This is a genomic window from Rhizorhabdus sp., assembly GCF_018006725.1.
In the GTDB taxonomy this organism is placed as follows: Bacteria; Pseudomonadota; Alphaproteobacteria; order Sphingomonadales; family Sphingomonadaceae; genus Rhizorhabdus.
In genome coordinates this window covers 1-22,313 of record NZ_JAGMXV010000037.1, presented here as the reverse complement: position 1 = coordinate 22,313, position 22,313 = coordinate 1, and the positions used below count along the sequence as shown (strand labels likewise).

The 22,313-nt window shown below is 64.5% G+C and carries 25 protein-coding genes; 15 read left to right on the top strand and 10 right to left on the bottom strand.

The genetic code is table 11. From position 1 onward, the window contains the following. Positions 1-6: 6 nt before the first annotated feature. The gene (locus tag KAY22_RS07940) at positions 7-1,575 is read left to right on the top strand and encodes a methyl-accepting chemotaxis protein (protein ID WP_296621988.1); all 1,569 of its coding nucleotides are present in this window, start codon (positions 7-9) and stop codon (positions 1,573-1,575) included. Positions 1,576-1,587: 12 nt separating this feature from the next. On the opposite strand, the gene KAY22_RS07935 is transcribed toward KAY22_RS07940, so the two are convergent. Together KAY22_RS07935 and KAY22_RS07930 are read right to left on the bottom strand one after the other, a co-directional pair. Continuing rightward, positions 1,588-4,158, bottom strand: coding sequence for an HWE histidine kinase domain-containing protein (locus KAY22_RS07935; protein ID WP_296621985.1), 2,571 nt, complete (start codon positions 4,156-4,158; stop codon positions 1,588-1,590). Positions 4,159-4,161: 3 nt separating this feature from the next. Continuing rightward, the gene (locus KAY22_RS07930) at positions 4,162-4,713 is read right to left on the bottom strand and encodes a biliverdin-producing heme oxygenase (protein ID WP_296621984.1); all 552 of its coding nucleotides are present in this window, start codon (positions 4,711-4,713) and stop codon (positions 4,162-4,164) included. 247 nt (positions 4,714-4,960) lie between these two features. Between KAY22_RS07930 and KAY22_RS07925 the strand changes: the two genes are divergently transcribed. Beyond that, entirely contained in the window at positions 4,961-5,671 is a 711-nt protein-coding gene (locus KAY22_RS07925) for a Crp/Fnr family transcriptional regulator (protein WP_296621982.1), read from the top strand. Positions 5,672-5,758: 87 nt separating this feature from the next. On the opposite strand, the gene KAY22_RS07920 is transcribed toward KAY22_RS07925, so the two are convergent. From KAY22_RS07920 to KAY22_RS07900, 5 genes are all read right to left on the bottom strand, one after another. After that, positions 5,759-6,076, bottom strand: a complete 318-nt coding sequence (locus KAY22_RS07920; RefSeq protein ID WP_296621980.1) for a hypothetical protein — start codon at positions 6,074-6,076, stop codon at positions 5,759-5,761. Further along, positions 6,073-6,351: a flagellar biosynthesis anti-sigma factor FlgM gene (gene flgM, locus KAY22_RS07915; RefSeq protein ID WP_296621978.1), complete on the bottom strand. Its 279-nt coding sequence runs from the start codon at positions 6,349-6,351 to the stop codon at positions 6,073-6,075. Before flgM ends, KAY22_RS07920 begins: the two co-directional genes overlap by 4 nt. Positions 6,352-6,422: 71 nt before the next feature. Further along, on the bottom strand, positions 6,423-6,989 hold the full coding sequence (locus tag KAY22_RS07910; protein ID WP_296621976.1) for a flagella basal body P-ring formation protein FlgA: 567 nt from the start codon (positions 6,987-6,989) through the stop codon (positions 6,423-6,425). Between the two features lie 73 nt (positions 6,990-7,062). Continuing rightward, on the bottom strand, positions 7,063-7,563 hold the full coding sequence (locus KAY22_RS07905) for a flagellar motor protein MotB (RefSeq protein WP_296621975.1): 501 nt from the start codon (positions 7,561-7,563) through the stop codon (positions 7,063-7,065). After that, positions 7,560-8,255, bottom strand: a complete 696-nt coding sequence (locus KAY22_RS07900) for a MotA/TolQ/ExbB proton channel family protein (protein ID WP_296621974.1) — start codon at positions 8,253-8,255, stop codon at positions 7,560-7,562. The genes KAY22_RS07905 and KAY22_RS07900 overlap by 4 nt, the downstream gene beginning before the upstream one ends. 259 nt (positions 8,256-8,514) lie before the next feature. On the opposite strand from KAY22_RS07900, the gene flgB reads away from it, so the two are divergent. The 13 genes from flgB (at position 8,515) to KAY22_RS07835 (ending at position 19,286) form a co-directional block, all read left to right on the top strand. After that, on the top strand, positions 8,515-8,862 hold the full coding sequence (gene flgB, locus KAY22_RS07895; RefSeq protein WP_296621973.1) for a flagellar basal body rod protein FlgB: 348 nt from the start codon (positions 8,515-8,517) through the stop codon (positions 8,860-8,862). Between the two features lie 2 nt (positions 8,863-8,864). Beyond that, positions 8,865-9,269, top strand: coding sequence for a flagellar basal body rod protein FlgC (gene flgC, locus KAY22_RS07890; RefSeq protein ID WP_296621969.1), 405 nt, complete (start codon positions 8,865-8,867; stop codon positions 9,267-9,269). Then, positions 9,266-9,943 carry a flagellar hook capping FlgD N-terminal domain-containing protein gene (locus KAY22_RS07885; RefSeq protein WP_296621967.1) on the top strand — a complete coding sequence of 226 codons (678 nt, stop codon included), beginning with the start codon at positions 9,266-9,268 and terminating at the stop codon, positions 9,941-9,943. The genes flgC and KAY22_RS07885 overlap by 4 nt, the downstream gene beginning before the upstream one ends. A gap of 26 nt (positions 9,944-9,969) precedes the next feature. Then, entirely contained in the window at positions 9,970-11,289 is a 1,320-nt protein-coding gene (locus KAY22_RS07880) for a flagellar hook protein FlgE (RefSeq protein WP_296621965.1), read from the top strand. A 28-nt stretch (positions 11,290-11,317) separates the two neighbouring features. Then, positions 11,318-12,061, top strand: a complete 744-nt coding sequence (gene flgF / locus KAY22_RS07875) for a flagellar basal body rod protein FlgF (RefSeq protein ID WP_296621962.1) — start codon at positions 11,318-11,320, stop codon at positions 12,059-12,061. Between the two features lie 20 nt (positions 12,062-12,081). Then, on the top strand, positions 12,082-12,870 hold the full coding sequence (gene flgG / locus KAY22_RS07870) for a flagellar basal-body rod protein FlgG (protein ID WP_296621959.1): 789 nt from the start codon (positions 12,082-12,084) through the stop codon (positions 12,868-12,870). Positions 12,871-12,877: 7 nt separating this feature from the next. Further along, the gene (locus tag KAY22_RS07865) at positions 12,878-13,549 is read left to right on the top strand and encodes a flagellar basal body L-ring protein FlgH (protein WP_296621957.1); all 672 of its coding nucleotides are present in this window, start codon (positions 12,878-12,880) and stop codon (positions 13,547-13,549) included. Positions 13,550-13,576: 27 nt separating this feature from the next. Further along, the gene (locus tag KAY22_RS07860; protein ID WP_296621954.1) at positions 13,577-14,680 is read left to right on the top strand and encodes a flagellar basal body P-ring protein FlgI; all 1,104 of its coding nucleotides are present in this window, start codon (positions 13,577-13,579) and stop codon (positions 14,678-14,680) included. Continuing rightward, positions 14,677-15,060 (top strand): rod-binding protein, encoded by a 384-nt coding sequence (locus tag KAY22_RS07855; protein ID WP_296621951.1) that lies wholly within the window; start codon positions 14,677-14,679, stop codon positions 15,058-15,060. Before KAY22_RS07860 ends, KAY22_RS07855 begins: the two co-directional genes overlap by 4 nt. After that, on the top strand, positions 15,057-16,409 hold the full coding sequence (gene flgK, locus KAY22_RS07850) for a flagellar hook-associated protein FlgK (protein ID WP_296621948.1): 1,353 nt from the start codon (positions 15,057-15,059) through the stop codon (positions 16,407-16,409). The genes KAY22_RS07855 and flgK overlap by 4 nt, the downstream gene beginning before the upstream one ends. Positions 16,410-16,421: 12 nt before the next feature. After that, positions 16,422-17,279 (top strand): flagellin, encoded by an 858-nt coding sequence (locus KAY22_RS07845; RefSeq protein WP_296621945.1) that lies wholly within the window; start codon positions 16,422-16,424, stop codon positions 17,277-17,279. A 112-nt stretch (positions 17,280-17,391) separates the two neighbouring features. Continuing rightward, on the top strand, positions 17,392-18,255 hold the full coding sequence (motA, locus tag KAY22_RS07840) for a flagellar motor stator protein MotA (RefSeq protein WP_296621943.1): 864 nt from the start codon (positions 17,392-17,394) through the stop codon (positions 18,253-18,255). A gap of 29 nt (positions 18,256-18,284) precedes the next feature. After that, positions 18,285-19,286, top strand: coding sequence for a flagellar motor protein MotB (locus KAY22_RS07835; protein WP_296621940.1), 1,002 nt, complete (start codon positions 18,285-18,287; stop codon positions 19,284-19,286). Between the two features lie 30 nt (positions 19,287-19,316). On the opposite strand, the gene KAY22_RS07830 is transcribed toward KAY22_RS07835, so the two are convergent. The 3 genes from KAY22_RS07830 to bioD all read right to left on the bottom strand — a co-directional run bounded on the left by KAY22_RS07830 (position 19,317) and on the right by bioD (position 22,275). Beyond that, positions 19,317-20,192, bottom strand: a complete 876-nt coding sequence (locus tag KAY22_RS07830) for a hypothetical protein (RefSeq protein WP_296621937.1) — start codon at positions 20,190-20,192, stop codon at positions 19,317-19,319. Between the two features lie 203 nt (positions 20,193-20,395). Further along, positions 20,396-21,649 (bottom strand): adenosylmethionine--8-amino-7-oxononanoate transaminase, encoded by a 1,254-nt coding sequence (locus tag KAY22_RS07825; protein WP_296621934.1) that lies wholly within the window; start codon positions 21,647-21,649, stop codon positions 20,396-20,398. Further along, the gene (gene bioD, locus KAY22_RS07820) at positions 21,646-22,275 is read right to left on the bottom strand and encodes a dethiobiotin synthase (RefSeq protein WP_296621932.1); all 630 of its coding nucleotides are present in this window, start codon (positions 22,273-22,275) and stop codon (positions 21,646-21,648) included. Before bioD ends, KAY22_RS07825 begins: the two co-directional genes overlap by 4 nt. Between the last annotated feature and the right edge of the window lie 38 nt (positions 22,276-22,313).

Here is a 22,313-nt window from a genome sequence, read left to right as displayed (position 1 = left end):
ACGACCTTGTCCACCACATCGCTTGATCATCTCCGCGCCATCGGCGTGCGGATATCGGCCATCGGCCTGTCCGTCGCCGCCGGCCTTGTAGCCGTCGCTGCGGCGATCTGGTCGCCCGCCGATCTTTGGATCGTGCTCGCCTGCGCTGCCGCTGTAGTGCTGTTTCCGGTCGCCATGGCTTTTCAGGGTCGCAGCGACGCCGTGACCCGCACCAGCTTCGGCGTTGCCATGCCGATTCAGCCGGCTCTGATGCTGTTCGTGATGCGCGGGCAGCCTTGGCAGATGGACATGCACATGCTGTTCTTCGCCGGCCTCGCGGCCTTGATGATGTTGACCGACTGGCGCCCGATCCTGGCGGCAACGCTGGTCACTGCCGCGCATCACCTGATCCTGTCGGTGCTCGTCCCGCATTTCGTGTTCGATCGGTCGAGCGGATTCGACCGGGTGATCCTGCACGCCGCGATCCTGTTGATCGAGTCCGGCGTTCTTCTGGTCTTCTCGTCTCGACTTGTGGCGCTCATCGAAGCGAGCGAAGAACAGACCCGCCAGGTGGTGGCAGCAGAAGCTGCCCGGCGCGAGGCGGAAGAGGCGCGTGCGGCCGAACAGGCGGCGACGATCGATGCTCAGCAGCGCATGGCTGCCGAGCTGCAGCAGGCGCTTGCCGCAATTGCGGAGGGCGACGTCTCCCGGCGCCTCCAGGGGCTCCCGAGCGAGTATCGGCGCATCGAGGACGACTTCAACCGCAGCATGGCAAGCCTGGCCGAGACGCTCGGCTCGGTCGTCGCGATCGCCACCGATGTGGAGACCGAAACCGGAGCGATTGCCGAGGCCTCGTCCGAAGTGGCCGCGCTTGCCGAGCGTCAGGCGATGTCGGTCGAGCAGGTCACGCATGCGCTGGAGGGCGTGGGCGGTGCGGTCGAGGCGATCGTGGAACGCGCCAGAATCTCGGCGCAGCAGATTGGGGGGATGGAGCAGGACGCAGCGCGTGGCCGTGAAATGGCCGGATCGATGCGGGCGGCGATGGGCGAGGTGGTCCAGTCGACCGACGAGATCGCGACCATCGTCGGGGTGATCGAGCAGATCGCCTTCCAGACCAATTTGCTGGCGCTCAATGCGGGCGTCGAAGCGGCGCGGGCAGGGGACGCCGGTCACGGATTTGCCGTCGTCGCGCACGAGGTCCGCGCCCTGTCCGAGCGCACTGCGACAGCAGCGCGCGACGTTCGCGCCCTGACCGAAACCGCGCAGGGGCGGTTGGCGGTCGGCATGGAGCATGTCGGCGGGTCGGCGGCATTACTCGACCATCTCGCCGGATCGACCGCCGGCGTGTCCGCGCTGATGAACGAGATCGTGGCCGCTACCGACAAGCAGTCCAGCGACCTGCACGCCATGACCGGATCAGTCGAGCAATTGTCTCACGGCACGCAGCGCAACGCCGGCATGGCCGAGGAATGCGACGCATCGGTCCGCCGCCTGCGCGAGCTCACCGCGACACTGGCTGAGCAGGTTTCCCGCTACCGGGTGAACCGGTCGGCCAGTGATTCCGCGATGGGGCGGGGCTTTCGACGGGCTGCCTGACAGCAGCCCGTTTCAGCGCAGGTCGACCGCCGCCAGCAGCCGCTCGATGTCGGACCGAAGATAAGGCTTCGTCACGAGTGGCGCTCCCGCAAAGCGGTCCGCGATGGTCGACTGTTCGCCGAGCCCGCTGACGACCGCATAGGGAACATTGCGCCGGGCGAGCAGAGCCGCGATCGGCTCGCTCGTTTCTCCCTCGCCCAGATGGACGTCGAGCAGGGCGAAAGCGACCTCGCTCTCGTCCAATATGGCCAGGGCCTGCCGCGTCGAGCCGCAGACGTGAACCGCCGAAAAGCCTAGATCCATCAGCATCTGCTCGGCTTCGAGCGCGATCACCACATTGTCCTCGACGACCATCGCGATCCCCAGCGCCTTCCTGTCGGCCTGTGATCGCGGGTGAAGCTTGGTGACAGTCGCGCCGGGCGTGGCGGCCTGCGGATGGGCGAACTCGGCAATCGCGCTCCGCGGCAGCGAGAAGCGCGCAACGAAGCCTTCGGGATGGAAGTCTATCGTGGCCGTGCCACCCAGTTCATGGGGCACCGTATGGGCGATGATCGTCGACCCGAAGCCGCTCCGCGTCGGAGGTGCGACGGGCGGACCGCCGCGTTCGACCCAGTTCATCGTCAGGCTGTCATCAGCTCCGCGCGACATGGCGATCTCGACGCGGCCATCCCGATTGCTCAGCGCCCCATATTTCGAGCTGTTGGTCATCAACTCGTGAACGACCAGAGCAAGCGACGTGAACGCGCTCGGCGTCAGCATCGCGTCGGGTCCACGCAAAAAGACCCGCTCGCCATTGCCATCGGCATAGGCGCGGCATTCGGTGCGGATCAGCGCATAAAGCGAGGCCGGCGACCAGTTGGCCTGCGTGACCTGATCATGCGCCCGGGCGAGCGCGTAGATGCGTTTCCCCACGATCTCGGCGAAGTCCTCGATCGAGTCGCTGCCCGACGCGCTTTGAGAGACCAATCCGCGCACGAGATTGAGGATGTTACGAACGCGGTGGTTGAGCTCAGCGATCAGGAACTCCTGGCGCTTCTGGGCCTGAGCGCGATCGCGATGCGCGGCATCCGCCATTTGGAGAACCACCTCGAGCAGGGTGACGCGCAGGCTTTGTGCGATCGCGAGCTCATCCTCTTCCCAGGGCCGCGAATGGCCGCGCCGTTCCTGCTTCCACAGTTCGAAGCTCTTGCGCGGATGGATGCGGCTGTCGCCATCGACGATCTCGGCCGGCTTCTCGGGATTTCCTGCCCAGTTGACCTCGTGGACATGCTCCTGACGGAACAGCACGATATAGTCGCGCGGTACACGGGAAACAGGCAGGGCTAGCAGGCCCGAGCAGCGATCGACATAAGCAGCCGCCGGCGGAAAGGCAGCCGAGAGCTTGTCGGTCGACCAGATTGTGCTGGATGCCGCCGTGTTGAGGAAACGCGACAGCGGCTCGAACTCCTCACGCGTCGGCGCGATACCCACCGAGCGATATTCGCCGTCGACCCAGGCCGACATGCCGTCATAGGGGATCACGTCGGCAATCGTCGTCGCAAAGTCGTTGAGCGTGTCGCCCAGCGAATTGCCGCGCGCGAGGCGAGCCATGATCTCGTCGTGCAACTGGCGCGCGCGCGCCTGACGAGCATGTACGGCGTCGCCTTCGCTCTGCTCGAGAATGTACGAGAAGAACTCGCCGAACAGCTCTGCAGCAGTCCGGACAGAATAGGGAAGGCGGAGCGGCTTGTAGTGATGGCAGGCGAACAGCCCCCACAATTCGCCCCGCTTCATGATCGACACCGACATCGACGCCTTGACGCCCATATTCTTCAGATATTCGATGTGGATCGGTGAAACGGCGCGAATGCCGCTCATCGTGAGATCGAGCGGATTGCCTTCGGGGCTGATCTCCGGAAGAACCGCGACCGTCTGATCGTCCACGTCGACGATGATCCGAAGCATGTTCTTGGTATAAAGCGTCCGCGCCTGGGACGGGATGTCGGTCGCCGGGAAGCGTAGGCCCAGATAGCTGTCCACTCCGGGCGCGCGCCATTCGGCTACGACCTGGCCGCTCTTGTTCTGGTCGAAGCGATAGACCTTGACGCGATCGAAGCCGGTCAGGGCGCGCAGATGGCGCGCGCCGGACTGGCAGAGTTCCTCGACCGTCTTCGACTGGCGCATCCGGGCGACCATCGGCCGCACATAGCTGACCAGATCACGAAGCCGGCCGGACTCGCTGGGCTCGATTTCGAGCACGAAGGATCGATCTGAACGATAGACGGCGACGTCGAAGGTCCGGCCGTCTCCAACGAGATCGACTTCGAACAGCCTGTCGACGGTCTCGGCACTGGCCAGGATTTGCAACCGTCCCCGAATGTCGTGGAGCGCGCGCGGATCGATATATTCGCTCGCCGGGCGCCCGACCATGTCGAGTGCCTCCGCACCGGTCAGGATGCGGCAATTGGCCGAGGCGTGGGTGATGATCCAGTCGCTCGAAAAGGCGACCAGCCAGCCGAAGCTCTGAATCTGGCCGATGAACTGGATCGGCTCGCGGTTGCAATAGGCGAGATCCAGTTCCTGTTGGGATATTGCCGTCGCCATAAATCAGCCCTTCACGCCCTTGCTCACGGCAAAGGCGCTTCCAAAAAGATCGAAGCAGCGTCGTGCTGCCTCGAGCGTCTGGGCCGCGACTTCCGGGTTCATGCGTTGCTCCGCGAACCATCTCAGAAGTCGCCGCCAGACGACTATACCCCTATCATCCTCCATATAGGCGGAGGGCCGACCTGTGGCCGCGCCCCAATAGCCTTGCCGCCTGATCATCGACATGCCGAGCCGGGAGCCCGCGAGTACATAGCTTGCCGCCGACTCGTCAATCAGATCGACGCTGAGGCGCGGAAGCCGCTTCGGCTCCACCCCAAGTCCGGCGAGGTCTTCTTCCAGAAGCGCCGGATAGTCCGGAGCTGCCATGTCCAAATGCCGCTCCGCAAAGCCGGCCAACAGCGGTTGGAGGGGCAAGGCGGCCATGTAATGCGCCGCAAGGAACCTCTGATAATCGTCGCGTCGGGTCAGATCGAGGGAGCCGAAGCTGGCATCGACCGCCGCATGAGCATTCCGGGAACCGTCCCGCAAATATTCACGCAGCCCCTGAATGTGCATCGCCCCAACGTCCAAAGATGGGGCCCTCACGAATTGACTTTACGGAACATGTGAAAGCTACCTTGTGCAGTGTGTGAGGCGTTTGCCCAAGGCATTTTGTCTCGAAGCATAGCATAGCATGACCGAAACGTCTGTCTGCCCACAAGTGCACATAGAAGGAACTTTCCCGCCGGAATGCGGGTTCCGGCATGAAGTGGAATCGCGTGCGTAACGAGGATCTATGCTGATCGAAGGAAGCAACCTATTGATGAATCTGCAGTCTGCCGACCGGCAACTGCTTGGCGAGAGCCTCAGCGAGTGCATCCTGCGGACCGGGCATATTCTCTACGAGCCCGGCGACGTCATTCAGCGCTGCTATTTTCCGTGCGGACCTTCGGTCGCGTCCTTCATGGTGATGCTGGAGGACGGCAATGCCGTGGAAACCGCCATGATCGGCCGGGAAGGCGCGGTGGGTGGCATAGTGAGCAGCGGCCATCTGCCGGCGTTCGCGCGTACAGGTGTGCTGCACGGTGGACCTTTTCTGTCGATCGCGACCAGCGATCTCGAACGCGCCAAGGAAAGATCGCCATCGATCAGCCGGTTGTTCGCACGCTATGCGGACTGTCTGCTCGCCCAGGTCTTCCAGTCGGTCGCGTGCAACGCCAACCACATGATCGAGCAGCGCGCAGCGAAATGGCTCTGCGCAGCGGTGGCCCGAACCGGAAGCAACGAGATCACGATGAAGCAGGAGCAACTGGCCTCGATCATGGGCGTTGGGCGCAGCTATGTCAGCCGGGTGGTCGGACGGTTCAAGGCGCTGGATCTTATCACGGTGCGTCGCGGCGTGATCAAGGTGACCGACGCGGAAAGCCTCAAGGGCCTGGCCTGCCAGTGCAACATGCTGGTTGAGCGTCATTTCGAAACGGTGTTGGCCGGAACTTATCCGACGGCTGCGGACCGATTTCGGCGGGCGGTCTAGGCAAAAGTCCAGTCGGCCGGGCGCGGTCGACGACCTGCGAACTGCGCGATCATGAGATCGCGCGCGTTCATTCTTCTTATGAGGGCTTCAGCGCGGATTGCGACTATAGGTTGCTGGCGTGCAGTCGAAACGACCGGCCGCCTCGGCCAGCATATCGATATGCTGCTGGTTTCGGTCAGCGAGATAGCGCAGCCTGAAACGGGCGCCGTCAACCGTCTGCAAAGCGGCAAGCAGGCTCTGCTTGAGACGCGGCGAGGGCGTCCAGGAACCAAGAGCCTTCATCTCGGCCACGCGCGCGGTCAGGTCGGGCAACGTCTTTTCGATGGCGTCGACATCCTGCGCATCGAGCGCCGCAACCAGAGCGGCGCTCGATACAGCAAGAGCATCGACGAGCGTTTGGCTCACGCCATGCCTTTCGGCAGGTCGAGTGCGATCATCTTGGCAGCGATGGCTTTCGCATCGATCGGATATTGCCCGGCGGCGATCGCCTGGCGAATGGCTTCGATCTTCTCGCTGTTGATCGGCGGGCCAGCTTCCGCGAGCGCCTTGACCAGCGACGGTGCCATGTCCGGCGTGCTGGCAACAGGTGCTGTCGGCTGCGTCGGCGATACCGATGCGACCTTGTCGTCCTTGACCTGACCGATGCGGGTCGGGCTGGCCGGTCCTACCCCATTGATCATGACTTGTCCTTTCACTCAGGGCGCGCGGCCCGGGATTTCACCTCTGTCCACTATAACGACAGGTTTCCAAATTATTTAAATCCGAGCAAGCGAACGCGACCGATGTCGATCACTTCCGCGAACAGGGTCGATCCCTTGGCGGCGGTCGATACCCTGACTCTGCCGCCGATATCGGCGTCTTCCATCGCCGTCGCGTCGACGCTGATCGAATAGCTGTCGCCGACGGCCAGCAGCTTCACCGGATCGCCACGGCGAATGGCGCTGGTCGGGAGCGATGCGGTCTGCGCGGTCTGCGCGCTGTTCCGGGGAGCGATTGCGGTAACCGAACGCGCCAGAGGAACGCGCAGCCGCCACCCCAAGCCCGGACAACGGACGGTGACCGCACCGATGCTGGGCGGATCGATCTGAACGCCAGAGCCGCAGTCGGCCAGCCGCATCCGGCGATCGAGCGGAGCCAGCGGCCCCCCTACCTGGCCGATGTCGGCGCCGAGCGCCGCGATCACCATGCGTTCGAGCGTGTCGAGATTCTGGGCGGGCGGCAAAGCGGTCTGTGCACCAGCTGCGGTGGATGCAACAGTGCAGAGCACGGCAAGAGCCAGGCGGCGCAATGAGCGGGAAGCGGTCGTTTTCCGGTTCATGATGTGACGATAGAGCGGCGATCGCAAAGATTTGGTTAACGCCGTATTTGCCTTTTTGGCGCTCTGCTTGCGCTCAGTTCCGGCCAGGCAGCAGCCGAACAGCGATGCGCTGGCCCCGAGCGGGCTCGTCCTGGCGGCTCGGCGGGATTGCGATGTCGATCATCGTATCCGGCAGTCCGCCACCGCGTATCGCGCGGGCCACCGCCGTCGTGCGCGCGGCGGACAACTCCCAGGCATCGAGGCGGGCATTGGCGCCGTCACGGCCCTCGCTCGCAACCAGCACCCGCTTGCCCGACCTGGCCGCATCGGCGCCGATATGTCTGAGCCGCTCGGTCTGGCCCGCGCGGAAGACGGCCTCCCCCGGTTCGAACAGCGCACCGGCCGCCAGCGTCGTACCCGGATCATGTCGCTCGGCACCCGACGATCCGGTTTCGCCGCCAAAGGCCTCGCGCAGGCCGGCGGCCAATTTGATGCGGTCGGCGACCTGCGCCTGCATCAGCACGAAAAAGGACAGCAGCAGGAGCGCCAGGTCGGCGAAACTCAGCACCCAACGCTGGGAAATTTCACGCCTCATGGAACGGTCCGCAGGCGCGGGCGCGCGACGGGGGCAGGTGGCGGCGCACGGTCCAGTTCTTCGCGCGCGATGAGTTCGAGCTGGCGGCAGGCGCTTTCCTGCCACGCCAGTTCGGCTTCGGAGAGACCTTCCAGCCGGCCCGCTATCGGCGCGGCGATCCCGGAGGAAAGCAGCACGCCGTACAACGTCGTGAGCATGGCGATCGCCATGGCGGGCCCGAGTTGCGCGGGATCATCCATGCGCGAGAACATCTGAATGAGGCCGATGATGGTGCCGATCATGCCCATGGCCGGCGCCGCTTCCGCGATGCTCCGCCAGACCGATATGCCGGCCTGATGGCGTTGGCGTCGCGCCTCGATTTCGCTCTCGGCCCAGCGGGAAAAGTCGGCGGGGTTGCGCGCGTCGGACAGGGTTCGGGCCGCCCGCAGCAGGAAGCGCTGCGCCGTCTCGACGCGGTCTACGCAGGACAGGCTGCGCAATTCGGCCAATTCTCGAATGCGGCTGACGCAGACCCGCGCGGCTGATGCGTCAGCGGCGGGGTCGGCGCGCCCGATCATCGCGAGCGCCCGCAAGGCTGCGCCTATGTCGCGGAGCGGAGACCGGAAGACCGTGACGAAAAATGTGCCTCCGATGACGATCATCAGGGCGATCGGGTCGATGTATCGGGCAATGTCTTCGAGCGCGATCATCATGTCCCCCTTATCTCCCTGACCGGTCAACAGAGCGTTGCCGGATATGGCTAACGCGAGCGGCAAGGAGGACCGGCAAGAAATTGCCGCCTCCGGCAAGCCGCTGCCGCTCCGCCACCAATTGCCGGGGAAAATCGGGTTGAAGAGCCCGTTAACCACGTTTGGCACGGCAGTTGCATCAGCGGTTCCGAAGGCATCCGCAGACAAGTCCCGTGAGGGTTAACGGCCGGATAGCCAGCACTTTTAGAAGGTAGAGCGAAAAATGGCTGATCCGCTCTTCGGGATCCACGGCAAGGCACTGGAACTGCGATCGCAGCGCCTGTCCCTGCTTGCCTCGAACATCGCGAATGCCGCCACGCCGAACTACAAGGCGCGCGACATCGACTTTCAGAAGGCGCTTTCGGATGCGACCGGCGGTCTTTCCGCCGGACAGGCAGCCGATCGCAACCTGGGCTATCGCGTTCCGCTCGAAGCTTCGCTCGATGGCAACACGGTCGAACTGTCGACCGAGCAGAACCAGTTTGCCGAGAACGCCTTGCACTACAAGGCGACTCTGTCCTTCCTCGAGGGCCGTGTCGGCACCATCATGCAAGCGCTGAAGGGCGAGTGACGATGGCCGGGAATCTCTCCGTCTTCGACATCGCCGGCCGCGCCATGTCGGCACAGATGGTCCGCCTCAACACGTCGGCTTCCAACCTTGCCAATGCGGGTTCGGTAGCGAGCAGCAAGGCCGAGGCATTCCGCGCCATCAAGCCGGTCTTCTCGACGGTTACCGACGCGCCCGGCGTGGCCACCGTCAAGGTGGATCAGGTCGTCGCCTCCAATATCGAGCCGACCAAGCGCTACGACCCCAATCATCCCAAGGCCGACAAGGACGGCAACGTCTGGGAGGCGGGTGTCGATCAGGCGCAGGAGCTGGTCGAGATGATGGAGACCGCGCGCCAGTATCAGAACAACGTCCAGGTCATGCAGACCGCGAAGACGCTCACCCTCGACACGCTGAGGCTCGGCAAATGACGATATCCACCGGAAGCTCCTATCTCGACAGTCTCGGCAACACGGGGTCGTCGTCGACGACCACGGCGAAGAAGTCGAACGGGACGCTCGACCAGGCGTCCTTCCTAAAGCTGCTGACCACGCAGATGCAGACGCAGGACCCGTTCAATCCGGTCGACAACACCCAGATGGTCGCACAGATGGCGCAATTCTCGTCGACGACCGGCATTGCGGAGATGAACCAGTCGCTGAAGGGCATCGCCGAGACGCTGTCATCCTCGCGCGTCGGCGACGCTGCGGGCTGGATCGGCAAGGCGGTGCTGGTCGAATCCAAGTCCGCCACCGCCCTGGCCGACGGCGCTTATGCCGGAAACGTCACGATCGACAAGGACGCGTCGCGCGTCGACATCAGCCTCGTCGATGCGACGGGCAAGGTCGTGTACAACGGCAGCGCGACCGACGTGAAGGCGGGTGACATCCCCTTCTACTGGGACGGCAAGGATGCCGAGGGCAAGGCCGTCGAAGGCCCGCTCACCATCTCGGTCAACGCCAAGGATATGTCCGCCCAGCAGCTGGCCGCGACGACGAGCAGCTGGACGACCGTTTCCGGCGTCCGCTCGCCCGCGAGCGGCGCGACCAAGCTCGTCACTCCGCTCGGATCGATCGATCCGGCGGCGGCCCTCCAGATTTCCTGACATTCGGTAACGGAGCTTCCTAGACCATGTCCTTCTATACCGCTCTCTCCGGCCTCAAGGCTTCGCAGACCGAACTCGCGGTCATTTCCAACAACGTCGCCAATGTCGGCACCACCGGCTTCAAGAAGAGCGCTGCCGAGTTTGGCGACATCGTGTCGTCGGCGCCGCTGCAGAGCTCGACCACGGCAGGCCAGGGCACCCGCCTGCGCGGCATCGCCCAGCAGTTCACCCAGGGCGGTTTCGAGAATTCGGAGCGATCGCTCGACCTCGCCATCTCGGGCCAGGGCTTCTTCGTGACCCGTTCGACGACCTCGAACTCGCAGGTTTCCTACACGCGCAACGGCTCCTTCCGCGTCGATTCCCAGCGCTATGTGGTCGACAGTTCCGGCGCCTATCTGCAGGTTCTTCCGACCGACTCGCGCGGCACGCTGACCGCGACGGGCCTGAGCTCGACGCGTTCGCTGCAGCTGCCGCTGACCTCGGGCACGTCCAGCGCGACCCAGACGGTCGATCTCTCGATCACCTTTCCGGCGGATGCCGACGTCCCGTCGAGCCGCTCGGTCTACACCGCCCAGAACCCCTATGCGTTCGACCGGTTCGACGCGAACAGCTATAACCAGTCGACCACGACGACGGTTTACGACGCCTCGGGCACGGCGTTCCCGATGACGACCTATTATATCCGCGAGAACGTGCCCACCGGCGCGACCACGACCACGACGTGGACCGCGCGCACCTTTATCGGCGACCAGGAGATCAGCATGGATCCGGCGCAGAACACGCCGCCGGTTCCGGTAACGATCGTGTTCGACAGCTTCGGCACGATGAGCACGATCAACGGTGCGGCGCCCGGAACGCTCACGACCAACCAGGTCAGCCCGTCGGGCGCGACCGGACCGATCGGCTTCGCGCTGACCCTCGGGTCCAACACCCGTCAGGCGTCGGCTCCGTTTACTCTGACCAGCTTCACCCAGGACGGCTACGCCGCCGGCCAGCTCGACAACGTCTCGGTCGACGCGCAGGGTCTCGTCGTCGCGACCTTCTCGAACGGCGATGCCCAGGCGCTCGGCAAGATCATTCTGGCGACCTTTTCCAATCCCGAAGGTCTGCGCCAGCTGGGCGACAGCAAATGGGGTTCGACCGGTATTTCGGGCGAACCGATGATCAGCGAGGCCAACACCAACGGAACCGGTCTGATCCAGTCGGGTGCGCTCGAACAGGCCAATGTCGACATCACCGAGGAATTGGTCGCGCTGATCCAGGCGCAGCGTAACTTCTCGGCGAACGCCAAGGCGATCGAGGCCGCCAACACGATGACCCAGACCATCGTGAACCTGCGCGCCTGATCCTGAGACCGGTTGACGGAGCCCCGCTATGGACAAGCTGATCTACAGCTCCCTGTCGGCGATGCGTTCGGCGATGGCGCGTCAGACGATGACCGCCAACAACCTCGCAAACGCGAACACGGCGGGCTTCCGCGCCGAAATGAGCTCCAGCGCCGCTTTGTGGGTGAAGGGCGACGGGTTCGACAGTCGCGTCGCCAATTCGGGCGAGGTGAATTCCGCCGACATGACGGCCGGAACGATCAGCGAGACCGGGCGGATGCTCGACGTCGCGCTCGATAGCAAGGATGCCTTGCTCGCGGTGCAGGGCCGCGAAGGCGACGAGGCCTATACGCGTCGGGGCGATCTGCAGCTGAGCGACAGCGGGCTGTTGACGACCGGCGATGGGCTGCCGGTGCTCGGCGATGCCGGCCCGATAACCCTGCCTCCCTTCGACAAGCTGACGATCGCCAATGACGGGACGATCTCGATCGTCCCGCAGGGCGGCGATCCCTCGCAGATGCAGACGGTCGATCGGCTGAAGCTGGTCGGCACGAGCGGCATGCAGGTGGCGAAGGGCCTCGATGGGCTGTTTCGGCCGCGCAACGGTGGGACGCTTCCCTCCGATCCCGAGGCCAAGGTGCGCCAGGGAGCCCTGGAGGGCTCGAACGTCAACGTGTCCTCGACCCTGATCGACATGATCGAGGCCAGCCGGGGCTGGGACATGCAGGTGAAGATGATGAGCGCAGCGCAGGACATCGACAAGGCGTCCAGCGAACTGATGCGCTTCGATTGAGCTAGAACGGAGAAGTCACGATGACCAACGCAGCATTGCACGTCGCCCGCACGGGCCTCGATGCCCAGAACATGCGGATGCAGGTGATCGCCAACAATCTGGCGAACGTGAACACCACCGGCTTCAAGCGCGACCGGGCCAGTTTCGAGACGCTCGCCTATCAGGCGATGACGGCGCCGGGTGCGGCTTCGTCGGAATCGACCCGCTTCGCGACGGGGACCAATCTCGGCTCGGGTGTGCAGATCAACGGGACGTCCAAGGTCGACACCCAGGGATCGCTGCAGACCACCGACAATGCGCTCGATCTCGCGGTCGAAGGTTCGGGGTTCTTCCAGATCCAGTTGCCCGACGGTCGTGTCGGCTACACCCGCGATGGCAGCTTCCACCTGTCGTCCGACGGGACCATGGTGAACAGCGACGGCTATCAGTTGCTACCGCAGATTCAGATCCCCGACGGTGCCGCGAACATCACGATCGCGGCCAACGGCGCGGTCAGCGTGACGCTGCAGGGGCAGACCGAAGCCTCGCAGGTCGGCACGATCGAGATTGCCCGCTTCACCAATCCCGCCGGTCTTCAGGCCGAAGGCAATAACGTCCTCACCGAGACTTCGGCTTCGGGCCAGCCGCAGGTCGGCCCCGGCGCGATCGACGGGCGCGGCAGCGTGCGTCAGGGCGCGCTCGAATCCTCGAACGTCAATATCGTCCAGGAACTGGTCGACATGATCGAGACGCAGCGCGCCTATGAGGTGAACAGCAAGATGATCCAGTCGACCGACCAGATGCTGCAATATGTCAACCAGAACGTCTGATAGCGACATGAAGGCGATCGGAACCCTCGCCATGGTCGCGATGCTGATCGGCAGCGTCGCGTTCGATCGGGCAGAGGCAAAGCAGAAGTTCCGCGATCCGGACTATATGCCGAGCTTCGCGGTCGCGCCACGCCCGCCGGAGGCGAATGGCGCCATCTTCCAGGCGGCCAATGGCTATTCGGCACTGACCAATGGTGCCCGTGCGGCAATGGTCGGCGATATCGTCACGATCACGCTCGTGGAGCGCACGCAGGCGGTGAAGTCGAACAGCGCGTCGACCGACCGGTCGGGCGAAGTCGGAATCACGCCGCCCACCACCGGTCCGCTGTCATTGTTCGGTGCGACCGATGCTGCCGTCAGCGGCGGCGGCACCTTTGCCGGCAAGGGCAACGCCGCCCAGTCCAACCAGTTGAACGGCGAGATCAGCGTCACCATCGCGCGCGTCTATCCGAACGGTACGATGATGGTGCGCGGGGAAAAGTTTCTCACCCTCAATCGGGGCGACGAAAATATCGGGATCGTCGGCTTCATCCGCGCGGCAGACATTGGCCCGGACAACCGGGTCCCTTCGACCCGCGTGGCCGACGCCAAGATCATCTACTCGGGCAAGGGCGAGATCGCCCGAGGCTCGCGGCAGGGATGGCTTAACCGTTTCTTTTCCATCTTGAGTCCATTCTGACTTAAGATTTTTGAGGATCTGCCGTTAATGTACCGCTTTCTGCTCACTGCCCTGCTCTGCATCGCCGGACTCGTGCCGACGCTTCCCGCGCAGGCGGAGCGGATCAAGGATATCGGCGCGTTCGCGGGGCTGCGTGCCAACCAGCTGACCGGCTATGGCATCGTCGTAGGCCTTGCGGGGACCGGCGACGATAGCCTCGATTATGCGACGCTCGGCATGAAGGGGGTCGCTTCGCGCTTCGGTCTGCAACTGCCTGCAGGGGTCAACCCGGCGCTGAAGAACGCCGCAGCCGTCATGCTGACCGCCGAACTTCCGGCCTTTGCCAAGCCTGGCCAGCGGCTCGACGTGACCATCTCTGCGCTCGGCAAGGCCAAGTCGCTGCGGGGCGGGACGCTGATCATGGCCCCTCTCATCGGTGCCGACGGACAGATCTACGCCATGGCGCAGGGCAATCTTGCGGTGGGCGGCCTCGGCATCGATGCCGCTGACGGTTCCAAGCTGACGATCAACGTTCCCACCGCCGGTCGTATTCCCGGCGGGGCGACCGTGGAGCGCAGCGTCGACGCCGGCTTCGCCACCTCTCCCCAGCTTCGGTTCGATCTGGCCGAGGGCGACCTCACCACGTCCCAGCGGGTCGCCGCGCGGATCAACGCCGCTATCGGACAGCCGATCGCGCGGTCGATCGACGCCACCACCATCACCATCGACTCCGCTCCCGGTGCCGAGCTTCGCACCGCGCTGATGAGCCGGATCGAAAATCTCGAAGTCGACACGGCCGATGCGCCTGCGCGTGTCGTCGTCAATGCCCGTACGGGGACGGTCGTCATAAACGGTGCGGTCCGCATCGCTCCTGTCGCCGTCACCCATGGCAAGATGACCGTCCAGGTCGACGAGAAGCCACAGGTCATCCAGCCCGAGCCCTTTTCAAAGGGGCAGACCGCCGTCCAGCAGTCGAGCGCGATCAACGTCCAGGAAGAGGCGCGCCCGATGTTCGAGTTCCAGCCGGGGGCGTCGCTCGCCGACATCGTCAAGGCCGTGAACGCGATCGGAGCGTCGCCGGCTGACCTCGTCGCAATCCTTGAAGCGCTCAAGCAGGCCGGCGCCATGAAGGCGGAGCTGGTGGTCCTGTGATCGATGGCGTTTCCATTCGCGGCGGTGCTCTTGCAAACGCCAAGGCGAGCGAGCTCGACAAGCTGAAGGCCGCCTCGAAGCAATTCGAAGCGATCTTCACCCGTCAGATGCTCAAATCGATGCGCGAGGCGAAGCTCAGCGAGGATGAGCTGTTCGGCAGCGAGGCGACCGACCAGTTCCGCGAGATGCAGGACTCGAACTTCGCGACCGATCTTGCGGACAAGGGCGCGCTCGGCATTGCCGAGATGTTGGTGAAGCAGTTTGAGGCGCGGGTGTCGAAGAAGGCGCCGGCAGCCGACGGTGCCACCACCATGGCGATGGGCAGCGGCCCATCGGCCAAGCCAGTATCCTCGCCCATCGTGCCGGGAGGGGCTGAGTGAGCGACCTTCTCGCCATCGGTCGTTCGGGCATCGTCGCCTATCGGGCGGCGCTGTCGACGGTCGGCGAAAACGTCTCCAACGCGGAGACCGAGGGCTATACCCGTCGTACCGTGCGGCTGGGCGAATCCGCCGTGGCGACGTCGAACAATTACCAGTATCGCTCCTCGGCCGTCTTCGGCGGCGTGAGCGTCGCTGCCGTACAGCGCGTCTACGACAATTATCGCAGCTCCTATGCGCGGCTGGCCAATTCCGAAGCGGCCAAGGCCGAAGCCAAAGCGAGCTGGTTGAACACGGCTGAGGGGGCCCTCGACGACTCCCAGGTCGGCCTTGGCGTCAAGATGGCGTCGGTTTTCACCGCTGCCGAGGAGCTCAGCACCGACGTTTCGAGCGACACCAATCGCCGTACGATGCTGACCGCGCTCACCGAGGTGACCAACCAGTTCAACAATACGGCAGGCTCGCTCAAGGCGGCGTCGGACGGGCTTGGTGCGGTCGCTGAATCGTCGGTGAGCAAGCTCAACTCCGACCTCGCCAATCTGGTCAAGATCAACATCGGCTTGCTGCGCGCTTCGCCGGGTTCGGCAGGGCAGGCCCTGCTCCTCGATCAGCGCGACGCCACGCTCAAGAGCATCTCGGATGCCGTCGGCGTCGAGGTCCGCTTCGAGGACGATGGTCGCGCCGATGTCAGGCTGCTCGGCAACAGCGTCATCAAGCTGGTCGATTCGAGCGAGCCCTATCCCGGGCTGGTGGGCGTGGTCCGCGCCAGCGACGGTCGCCTGTCGCTGGTGGCATCGGGGCTTCAGACGCAGGTGAGCATCAATGCGCAATCCGGCGCGCTCAGCGGGCTGGTCGAGGCGGCCGGAGCGATCGCATCGCGCCGGGAAGCGCTGGACGCCATCGCCGTCAGCTTTGCCGATACTCTGAATAGCTGGAACCAGGCTGGTATCGACCGCAACGGCGATGCTGGCGCAGCCCTGCTCGGCGGCACGAGTGCGGCGGATCTGAGCGTTGCCACGAGTGATCTGTCCAAGATCGCCGCAGCCTCCACTGCGGGCGTCGCCAATGGCAATGCGCTCGATCTCAAGACGACGCGCACCTCCTCCGGCCCCGAGGCGAAGTGGTCGCTGCTCGTGTCGATCCACTCGCAGAGCGTGTCCTCTGCCAATGCGGAGAAGACGGCTGCATCCAACTATCGGGACGGGGCGATGCAATCACTGGATGAAATCACAGGCATCGATCTCGACGTCGAGGCGGCCCAGCTGCTCCGATACCAACAAGCCTATAGCGGGTCTGCGCGCATCATTCAGGTCGCGAAGGAAATGCTGCAGGATATTCTGGGTCTGTTCTAAGGGAAGACATCCGTGATCACCGCAACACGCTACCGCGCACAGGTAGAGATCAATCGGCAGTCTCAGCTTGGTGAAGAGATCGCCAAGGCCCAGGCAGCCATTTCGACCGGCAAGCGTATCGATAAGCCGTCCGACGACCCGATCGCGGCTGCCCGGGTCGCCGAGATCCGGCGCGCGCAGGCAGACCAGACTGTCTGGTCGCGCAACATCCAGACCGCGAAATCGGTCGCCGCCCAGGTCGATACGGCGATGGGTACGGCCTATGACATCTTCAACCGGGTCAAGGAACTGACGCTGGCGGGAGCCAGTGAATCGGTATCATCGATCGACCGGCAGGCGATGGTGCAGGAAATGAGTTCGCTGCGTACGCAGCTGAACAACCTGCAGGTCGAGACGACTCCGACGGGCCAGTCGCTTTTCCCGGTCGACGCGCCCCTGCTGGTATCCACGTCGGCGACGCAGCGGCTGCCGGCGACGACCCAGCGCTCGACGATGTTCGACGGGCTGGTCTATACGCAGGGGGTCGCGTCGCTCGACTGGGCGATCGGGGCCGCGATCGACGCGATCTCGACCGATGACGTGGCCACCCGACGGACGCTTGCCGATGCGAGCCTCGCCAATATCGATACCGCCATCAACCACGTCACCAACCAGCGTGCCGCACAGGGTGTGCGCATGGCGCAACTCGATACGGCGGCGGAGACGGTCGAGGCCGCAGCGACGCAGCTGACCGAGGAGCGCAGTTCGCTTGAGGACACCGACGTTGCCGCAACGGTGATGAAGCTAAACGCCCGAACGTTGAGCCTTCAGGCGGCGCAGATGGCTTTCGCCAAGGTCAATAGTAATACTTTGTTCGACTATCTCCGCTAATTTTCCGGCCTTGGCCGGTAAATAAGACGCTTAGACGGCCGTTAACGATAATCGAGGGAGCAGGCGCCTGACCGCGCCGCATTTCGATGGTTTCGCGTGGGAGTGAACGCGCATGTTCGCAGGTATCGGTCTCGTCGTCCTCATGGCCATGGTGTTCGGTGGCTTCGCCATCACCGGGGGCGACCTGGGACCGGTCATGCACGCGATCCCGCACGAAATGCTGATCATCGGCGGCGCCGCCGTCGGCGCGATCATCGCCGGCAACTCCATGAAGGAACTGAAAGCCTTCGGGGGTGGGTTCGGCAAGGTCTTCAAGGGGCCGACCTACAACAAGAAGGATTATCTCGACGTCATCTTCCTCGTCTCCACGCTGATGAAGAAGCTGCGCACCGAGGGGCCGGTCGCGCTGGAGCCGCATATCGAGGATCCGAAGGCGTCGACCCTGTTCGCCGAATATCCCAAGCTGCTGAAGGACAGCACGCTGATCCACATGATCACCGACACGCTGCGGCTGGTGGTCATCTCGTCGGGCACGCTCGATCCGATGGCGGTCGAGGACGTGATGGACAACGCGCTCAAGACCCACCACCATGACGCAATCAAGCCCGCCGACATGATGCAGAATCTGGCGGACTCGCTGCCCGCGCTGGGTATCGTCGCGGCCGTTCTCGGCGTGGTGAAGACGATGGGTTCGATCGACCAGCCACCGGCCATTCTCGGCGCCATGATCGGTTCGGCGCTCGTCGGTACCTTCCTCGGCATTCTGCTCGCTTATGGTATCGTCGCGCCCTTCGCGGGCCGGTGCCGCCAGGTGATCGAGGCCGATGCGGCGATCTACGGCGTGGTCAAGCAGATCATCATCGCCTCGTTGCACGGCCACCCGCTGCCGCTGGTGATCGAGGCTGCCCGCTCGGGCATTTCGCACGAGAATCAGCCGGCCTTCGCCGACGTGTTCGACGGCATGCGCGGCCGCTGATCCGGTCCGATACAGGGATATAGCGATCCATGGCCCAGTCGCCTTCGAAGCGTGGCAAGAACGAGCCCGAACCCAGACCGATCATCATCAAGAAGATCATTGCCGAAGGGCATGGCGGGCACCATGGCGGTGCCTGGAAGGTGGCCTATGCCGACTTCGTGACCGCGATGATGGCCTTCTTCCTGCTGATGTGGATTCTGGGCGCGACGACCGAAAAGCAGCGCAAGGGCATCGCCGACTATTTCACCCCGACGCTAGTCCAGCTGAAGGAGAAGAGCGCGGGCGCCAACGGACTGTTCGGCGGCGAGTCGATCGTCGACCGCGACAATTACCCGCACCGCGCCGCGCAGACCGGTTCGAAGTCCATCACCATCCCCAAGGATGCGACCGGCGGCGAGTCGGAAGGCGGTTCGTCGATCCGCTCGCGCGACCGGGCTGCCTTTCAGAAACTCAAGCAGATGCTCGAAGAGAAGATGGGTAAGACGCCGGGCATGGGCCAGCTCGCCAAGAGCGTGCGCATGGTGGAGACCCGTGAAGGGCTGCGGATCGATCTCGTCGATCAGGCCGACTTCGCAATGTTCAAGTCGGGCACCGACCAGCTGTCGGCCAAGGCGTTGGAACTCATGCGCCAGGTCGCCGAGGTGACCAATTTCGCCGACAATTCGGTGATCGTGCGTGGGCACACCGATGCCATGCCCTATTCGAAGGGGCGTACGGTCAACAACTGGACGCTGTCGGCGGCACGGGCCGAGGCGACGCGCAAGGCGCTGTCCGGCTTCGGGGTGGCGGACAGCCGCTTCCTGCGGATCGAGGGCGTCGCCGACCGCGAACCCTACACCGCCGAAGATCCCTATGACCCGCGCAACCGCCGTATGTCGATCACGCTGGCATGGTCGGACATGCAGCCCGGTTTTGGCGATTCTCCCGCCACCGAAGGACCGGTCGATCTGATGGCTGCAAGCGGTCCCGATGATCCGACCGCGATGCCGGCGGCTGCGAGAGCGCAACTGGCAGCAAAAGCCCCGCACTGACCGTAGGGACAGGTACGAGGGATATGGGCGTCAGGCGTCGCGGCTGCTGTCGTAGATGGTCGCGTCGCCGCCCGAGGCGAGCATCAGATAGGCGATCCGGGCGTTGGACGGGTTCGGCTTGAGCAGATTGACCCGCTGCCCCTGTTCCAGCATCGCCAGCATCTCTGCCGTGTCAGTGGCAGGATGTGCCTTGCCGTCACCTTCGAAGACCTCGGTTGCATAAGCGAGGCGTAGCGACTCTGCCGAGCCCGGCCCCGCCGGATTGGTCGTGAGAGGCCTGCCCTGATCATCGATCTTGCGCGCCATCAGCGCATAGACTTCGGACAGTGACCGGGCCTGCCCGCCCGCGTCGTAAAAGATCGAGCGGTTCGCGCGCGCCTCGCGCGGGAACAACGCGGCGGCGGACGCACCGGGCTGTGCATCGGCAGCCTTGAGAAAGCGCGTCGCGCCTTCGAGGCCGAGAAAATGCGCGAAATAGAGATCGGCGGAACGCGGCTGGCGGCCGAGGGCATTTTCCAGCCCCTGCGCATTGTCGCTGGCGAACTCCGCCGCCATCAGCGAAGCTGCGTCGGGATCGTTCTTCAGGCCCATGACCTGCTGGCGCATGTCGGAATCGACCGCCCAGCTGCCGTCGGACCGTCGGCGGATCGCGTCGGCGGCCCAGCCGAGACCATGTTTGGCGCCATAGGTCTTGACGGCGCCGAGCCAGCTCTGGTCGATGAACTGAAAGAGCCCGCCGGCCGAACTCGACTGCGCCTTGGCGTGCGGATTGAGGCCGCTTTCCGATTTCGCCTGGTTGAGCAGATAGGTGAAGTCGACGCCCACACGCTGGGCCGCGCGCCCGATCGCGTCGCGCACGCCATTGACGTCGCGCGTCAGGCGGCTGCCGAGGGTCGGCCAGGTCATGGACGGCGGTCCGTTAACATCCCTTAATTGTCGCCGATGATGGTTAACGAAAGGTTGTCGCCGTCGTCAGACGTTGGTCGAACGGGCTCACGCGCCGCTATCGTCATCCTTCTTGTCGCGCGGAAGCCGCTTCAGGCGCCGTATTCCGCCCAGCATCGGCAGCAGCAGGATCGCCAACAGCAACAGCGCCACGATCTGCTTCTTCATCGCGCGATGTCCACAGCCGCTTCGGCGATCGCCCCGTAGATCCGGTCGAGGTCCTCGTCGCCGATACAATAGGGCGGCATCACATAGACGAGGTTCCCCATCGGCCGCAGCAGCAGTCCCCGCGCGCGGAAGAAGCGGTTGAGCAGCGGCCCCAGCGCGGACAGATAATCGCCATAGGGATCGACGAACTCCATCGCGGTGATCGTGCCCAGTTGCCGGCGCTGGACGATCTGCGGGCTGTCGAGCCGGTCGAGCCGTTCGGCCTGGCGCCGCGTCAGGCTCGCTATCCGGTCCATCACCGGCTCCTCGCGCCAGATATCGAGATTGGCGTTGGCGGCGGCGCAGGCGATCGGATTGGCGGTGTAGCTCGACGAATGGAAGAACATCCGTCCCCTGTCGTCGGACAGGTGCGCGTCGAATATCTCGCCTGTGGCGAGCGTCACCGCCAGCGGGATGGCGCCGCCGGTGAGCCCTTTGGACAGGCACATGATGTCGGGCGACACGCCGGCATGCTGGCAGGCGAACAGCATGCCCGTCCGGCCCCAGCCGGTCATTACCTCGTCGGCGATGAACAGCACGCCATGCGTACGGCAGATCTCCCGCATCGCGGCGAGGACATGGGCGGGGTAGATCAGCATGCCGCCCGCACCAAGGATCAGCGGTTCGACGATCAGCGCGGCGGGCGGCGGGCCCTGTCGACATAAAGTTTCGAGCGCTTCGAGCGTGTTCGCGCCGTCATCGCCGGGGAAGGGCAGGGTGTCGACGTCGAACAGCAGCGGCTGATAGGCTCGGTTGTACACCCCGCGCTCGCCGACCGACATCGCGCCGATCGTGTCGCCATGATAGCTGTGCTCCATCACGATGATGCGATGGCGCGGCTCGCCCCGGTTGAGCCAGTAGCCGAGCGCCATCTTCAGCGCGACCTCGACGCTGGTGGATCCGCTGTCGGAGAAGAAGACATGGGCAAGAGGCTTAGGCGCAATCTCGATCAGCCCGCGTGCCAGCCGCTCGGCCGGCTCATGGGTCCAGCCGGCGAAGATCAGCTGGTCGAGCGTCTCGGTCTGGGCCCGGATCGCGGCCATGATGCGGGGATGACAATGGCCGTGCGTCGTCACCCACCAGGACGAGATCGCATCGACATAGCGTTCTCCGTCGACCGTATGGATGCTCGCTCCTTCCATCCGGGCGACCTGCGGAATGGGCTCGTTCAGGCCATGCTGGGTGAAAGGGTGCCAGACCGGCGAACTCATGCGGCAAAGTCCTTGACGTCGAATGCCTGCCGGAAGGCGGCCGCCAGGGCCGGCGCGTCGAGCGGGTCGAGCCGCGGCAGGCGGCCCAGCCGGCGGACCTTGCCCAGCGCAGGAATGATGCGTTCATTCTCCTCATGCGCGTCGCCGACGAAGGCGATGCCCAGGATCGGAATGGCGCGTGCGCGCAGCGCCTCGATCGAGAGCAGGCTGTGGTTGATCGTGCCGAGCGAGGTACGGCAGACGAGAATGGTCGGCAGCTTCCAGCGCGCGAACAAGTCGGCGGTCAGATAATCGGGGGTCAGCGGCACGAGCAGGCCTCCCGCGCCCTCGATCACCAGCGGCCGGTCGACCGATGGCGGCACCAGACGGTGAGGGTCGATCGTGACACCATCGATCGCGGCTGCAAGGTGCGGTGAGGCCGGGGTTTCCAGCTGATAGGCTTCGGGCAGGATCCGGTCCGGCGACAGGCCCGACAGGCGGCGCACCGTTTCGCTGTCGGTGCCGCCGTCTATGCCGGCCTGAACGGGTTTCCAGTAGATGCCGTCCAGCGTGCCGACGAGCGCGGCCGAGAAGATCGTCTTGCCGACGTCGGTGTCGGTGGCGGTCACCACGATCCTGTGGGTCATTGCATCAACTCCTCGATGGCGTCGGCAAGATCGCGCAC

Bases quoted from the DNA above. Each gene is read 5' to 3' on its own strand.
- KAY22_RS07935 (WP_296621985.1), bottom strand. From the start codon at position 4,158: ATGGCGACGGCAATATCCCAACAGGAACTGGATCTCGCCTATTGCAAC.
- KAY22_RS07930 (WP_296621984.1), bottom strand. From the start codon at position 4,713: ATGCACATTCAGGGGCTGCGTGAATATTTGCGGGACGGTTCCCGGAAT.
- KAY22_RS07925 (WP_296621982.1), top strand. From the start codon at position 4,961: ATGAATCTGCAGTCTGCCGACCGGCAACTGCTTGGCGAGAGCCTCAGC.
- flgM (WP_296621978.1), bottom strand. From the start codon at position 6,351: ATGATCAATGGGGTAGGACCGGCCAGCCCGACCCGCATCGGTCAGGTC.
- KAY22_RS07910 (WP_296621976.1), bottom strand. From the start codon at position 6,989: ATGAACCGGAAAACGACCGCTTCCCGCTCATTGCGCCGCCTGGCTCTT.
- KAY22_RS07905 (WP_296621975.1), bottom strand. From the start codon at position 7,563: ATGAGGCGTGAAATTTCCCAGCGTTGGGTGCTGAGTTTCGCCGACCTG.
- KAY22_RS07900 (WP_296621974.1), bottom strand. From the start codon at position 8,255: ATGATGATCGCGCTCGAAGACATTGCCCGATACATCGACCCGATCGCC.
- flgB (WP_296621973.1), top strand. From the start codon at position 8,515: ATGGCTGATCCGCTCTTCGGGATCCACGGCAAGGCACTGGAACTGCGA.
- flgC (WP_296621969.1), top strand. From the start codon at position 8,865: ATGGCCGGGAATCTCTCCGTCTTCGACATCGCCGGCCGCGCCATGTCG.
- KAY22_RS07885 (WP_296621967.1), top strand. From the start codon at position 9,266: ATGACGATATCCACCGGAAGCTCCTATCTCGACAGTCTCGGCAACACG.
- KAY22_RS07880 (WP_296621965.1), top strand. From the start codon at position 9,970: ATGTCCTTCTATACCGCTCTCTCCGGCCTCAAGGCTTCGCAGACCGAA.
- flgF (WP_296621962.1), top strand. From the start codon at position 11,318: ATGGACAAGCTGATCTACAGCTCCCTGTCGGCGATGCGTTCGGCGATG.
- flgG (WP_296621959.1), top strand. From the start codon at position 12,082: ATGACCAACGCAGCATTGCACGTCGCCCGCACGGGCCTCGATGCCCAG.
- KAY22_RS07865 (WP_296621957.1), top strand. From the start codon at position 12,878: ATGAAGGCGATCGGAACCCTCGCCATGGTCGCGATGCTGATCGGCAGC.
- KAY22_RS07860 (WP_296621954.1), top strand. From the start codon at position 13,577: ATGTACCGCTTTCTGCTCACTGCCCTGCTCTGCATCGCCGGACTCGTG.
- motA (WP_296621943.1), top strand. From the start codon at position 17,392: ATGTTCGCAGGTATCGGTCTCGTCGTCCTCATGGCCATGGTGTTCGGT.
- KAY22_RS07835 (WP_296621940.1), top strand. From the start codon at position 18,285: ATGGCCCAGTCGCCTTCGAAGCGTGGCAAGAACGAGCCCGAACCCAGA.
- KAY22_RS07830 (WP_296621937.1), bottom strand. From the start codon at position 20,192: ATGACCTGGCCGACCCTCGGCAGCCGCCTGACGCGCGACGTCAATGGC.
- KAY22_RS07825 (WP_296621934.1), bottom strand. From the start codon at position 21,649: ATGAGTTCGCCGGTCTGGCACCCTTTCACCCAGCATGGCCTGAACGAG.
- bioD (WP_296621932.1), bottom strand. From the start codon at position 22,275: ATGACCCACAGGATCGTGGTGACCGCCACCGACACCGACGTCGGCAAG.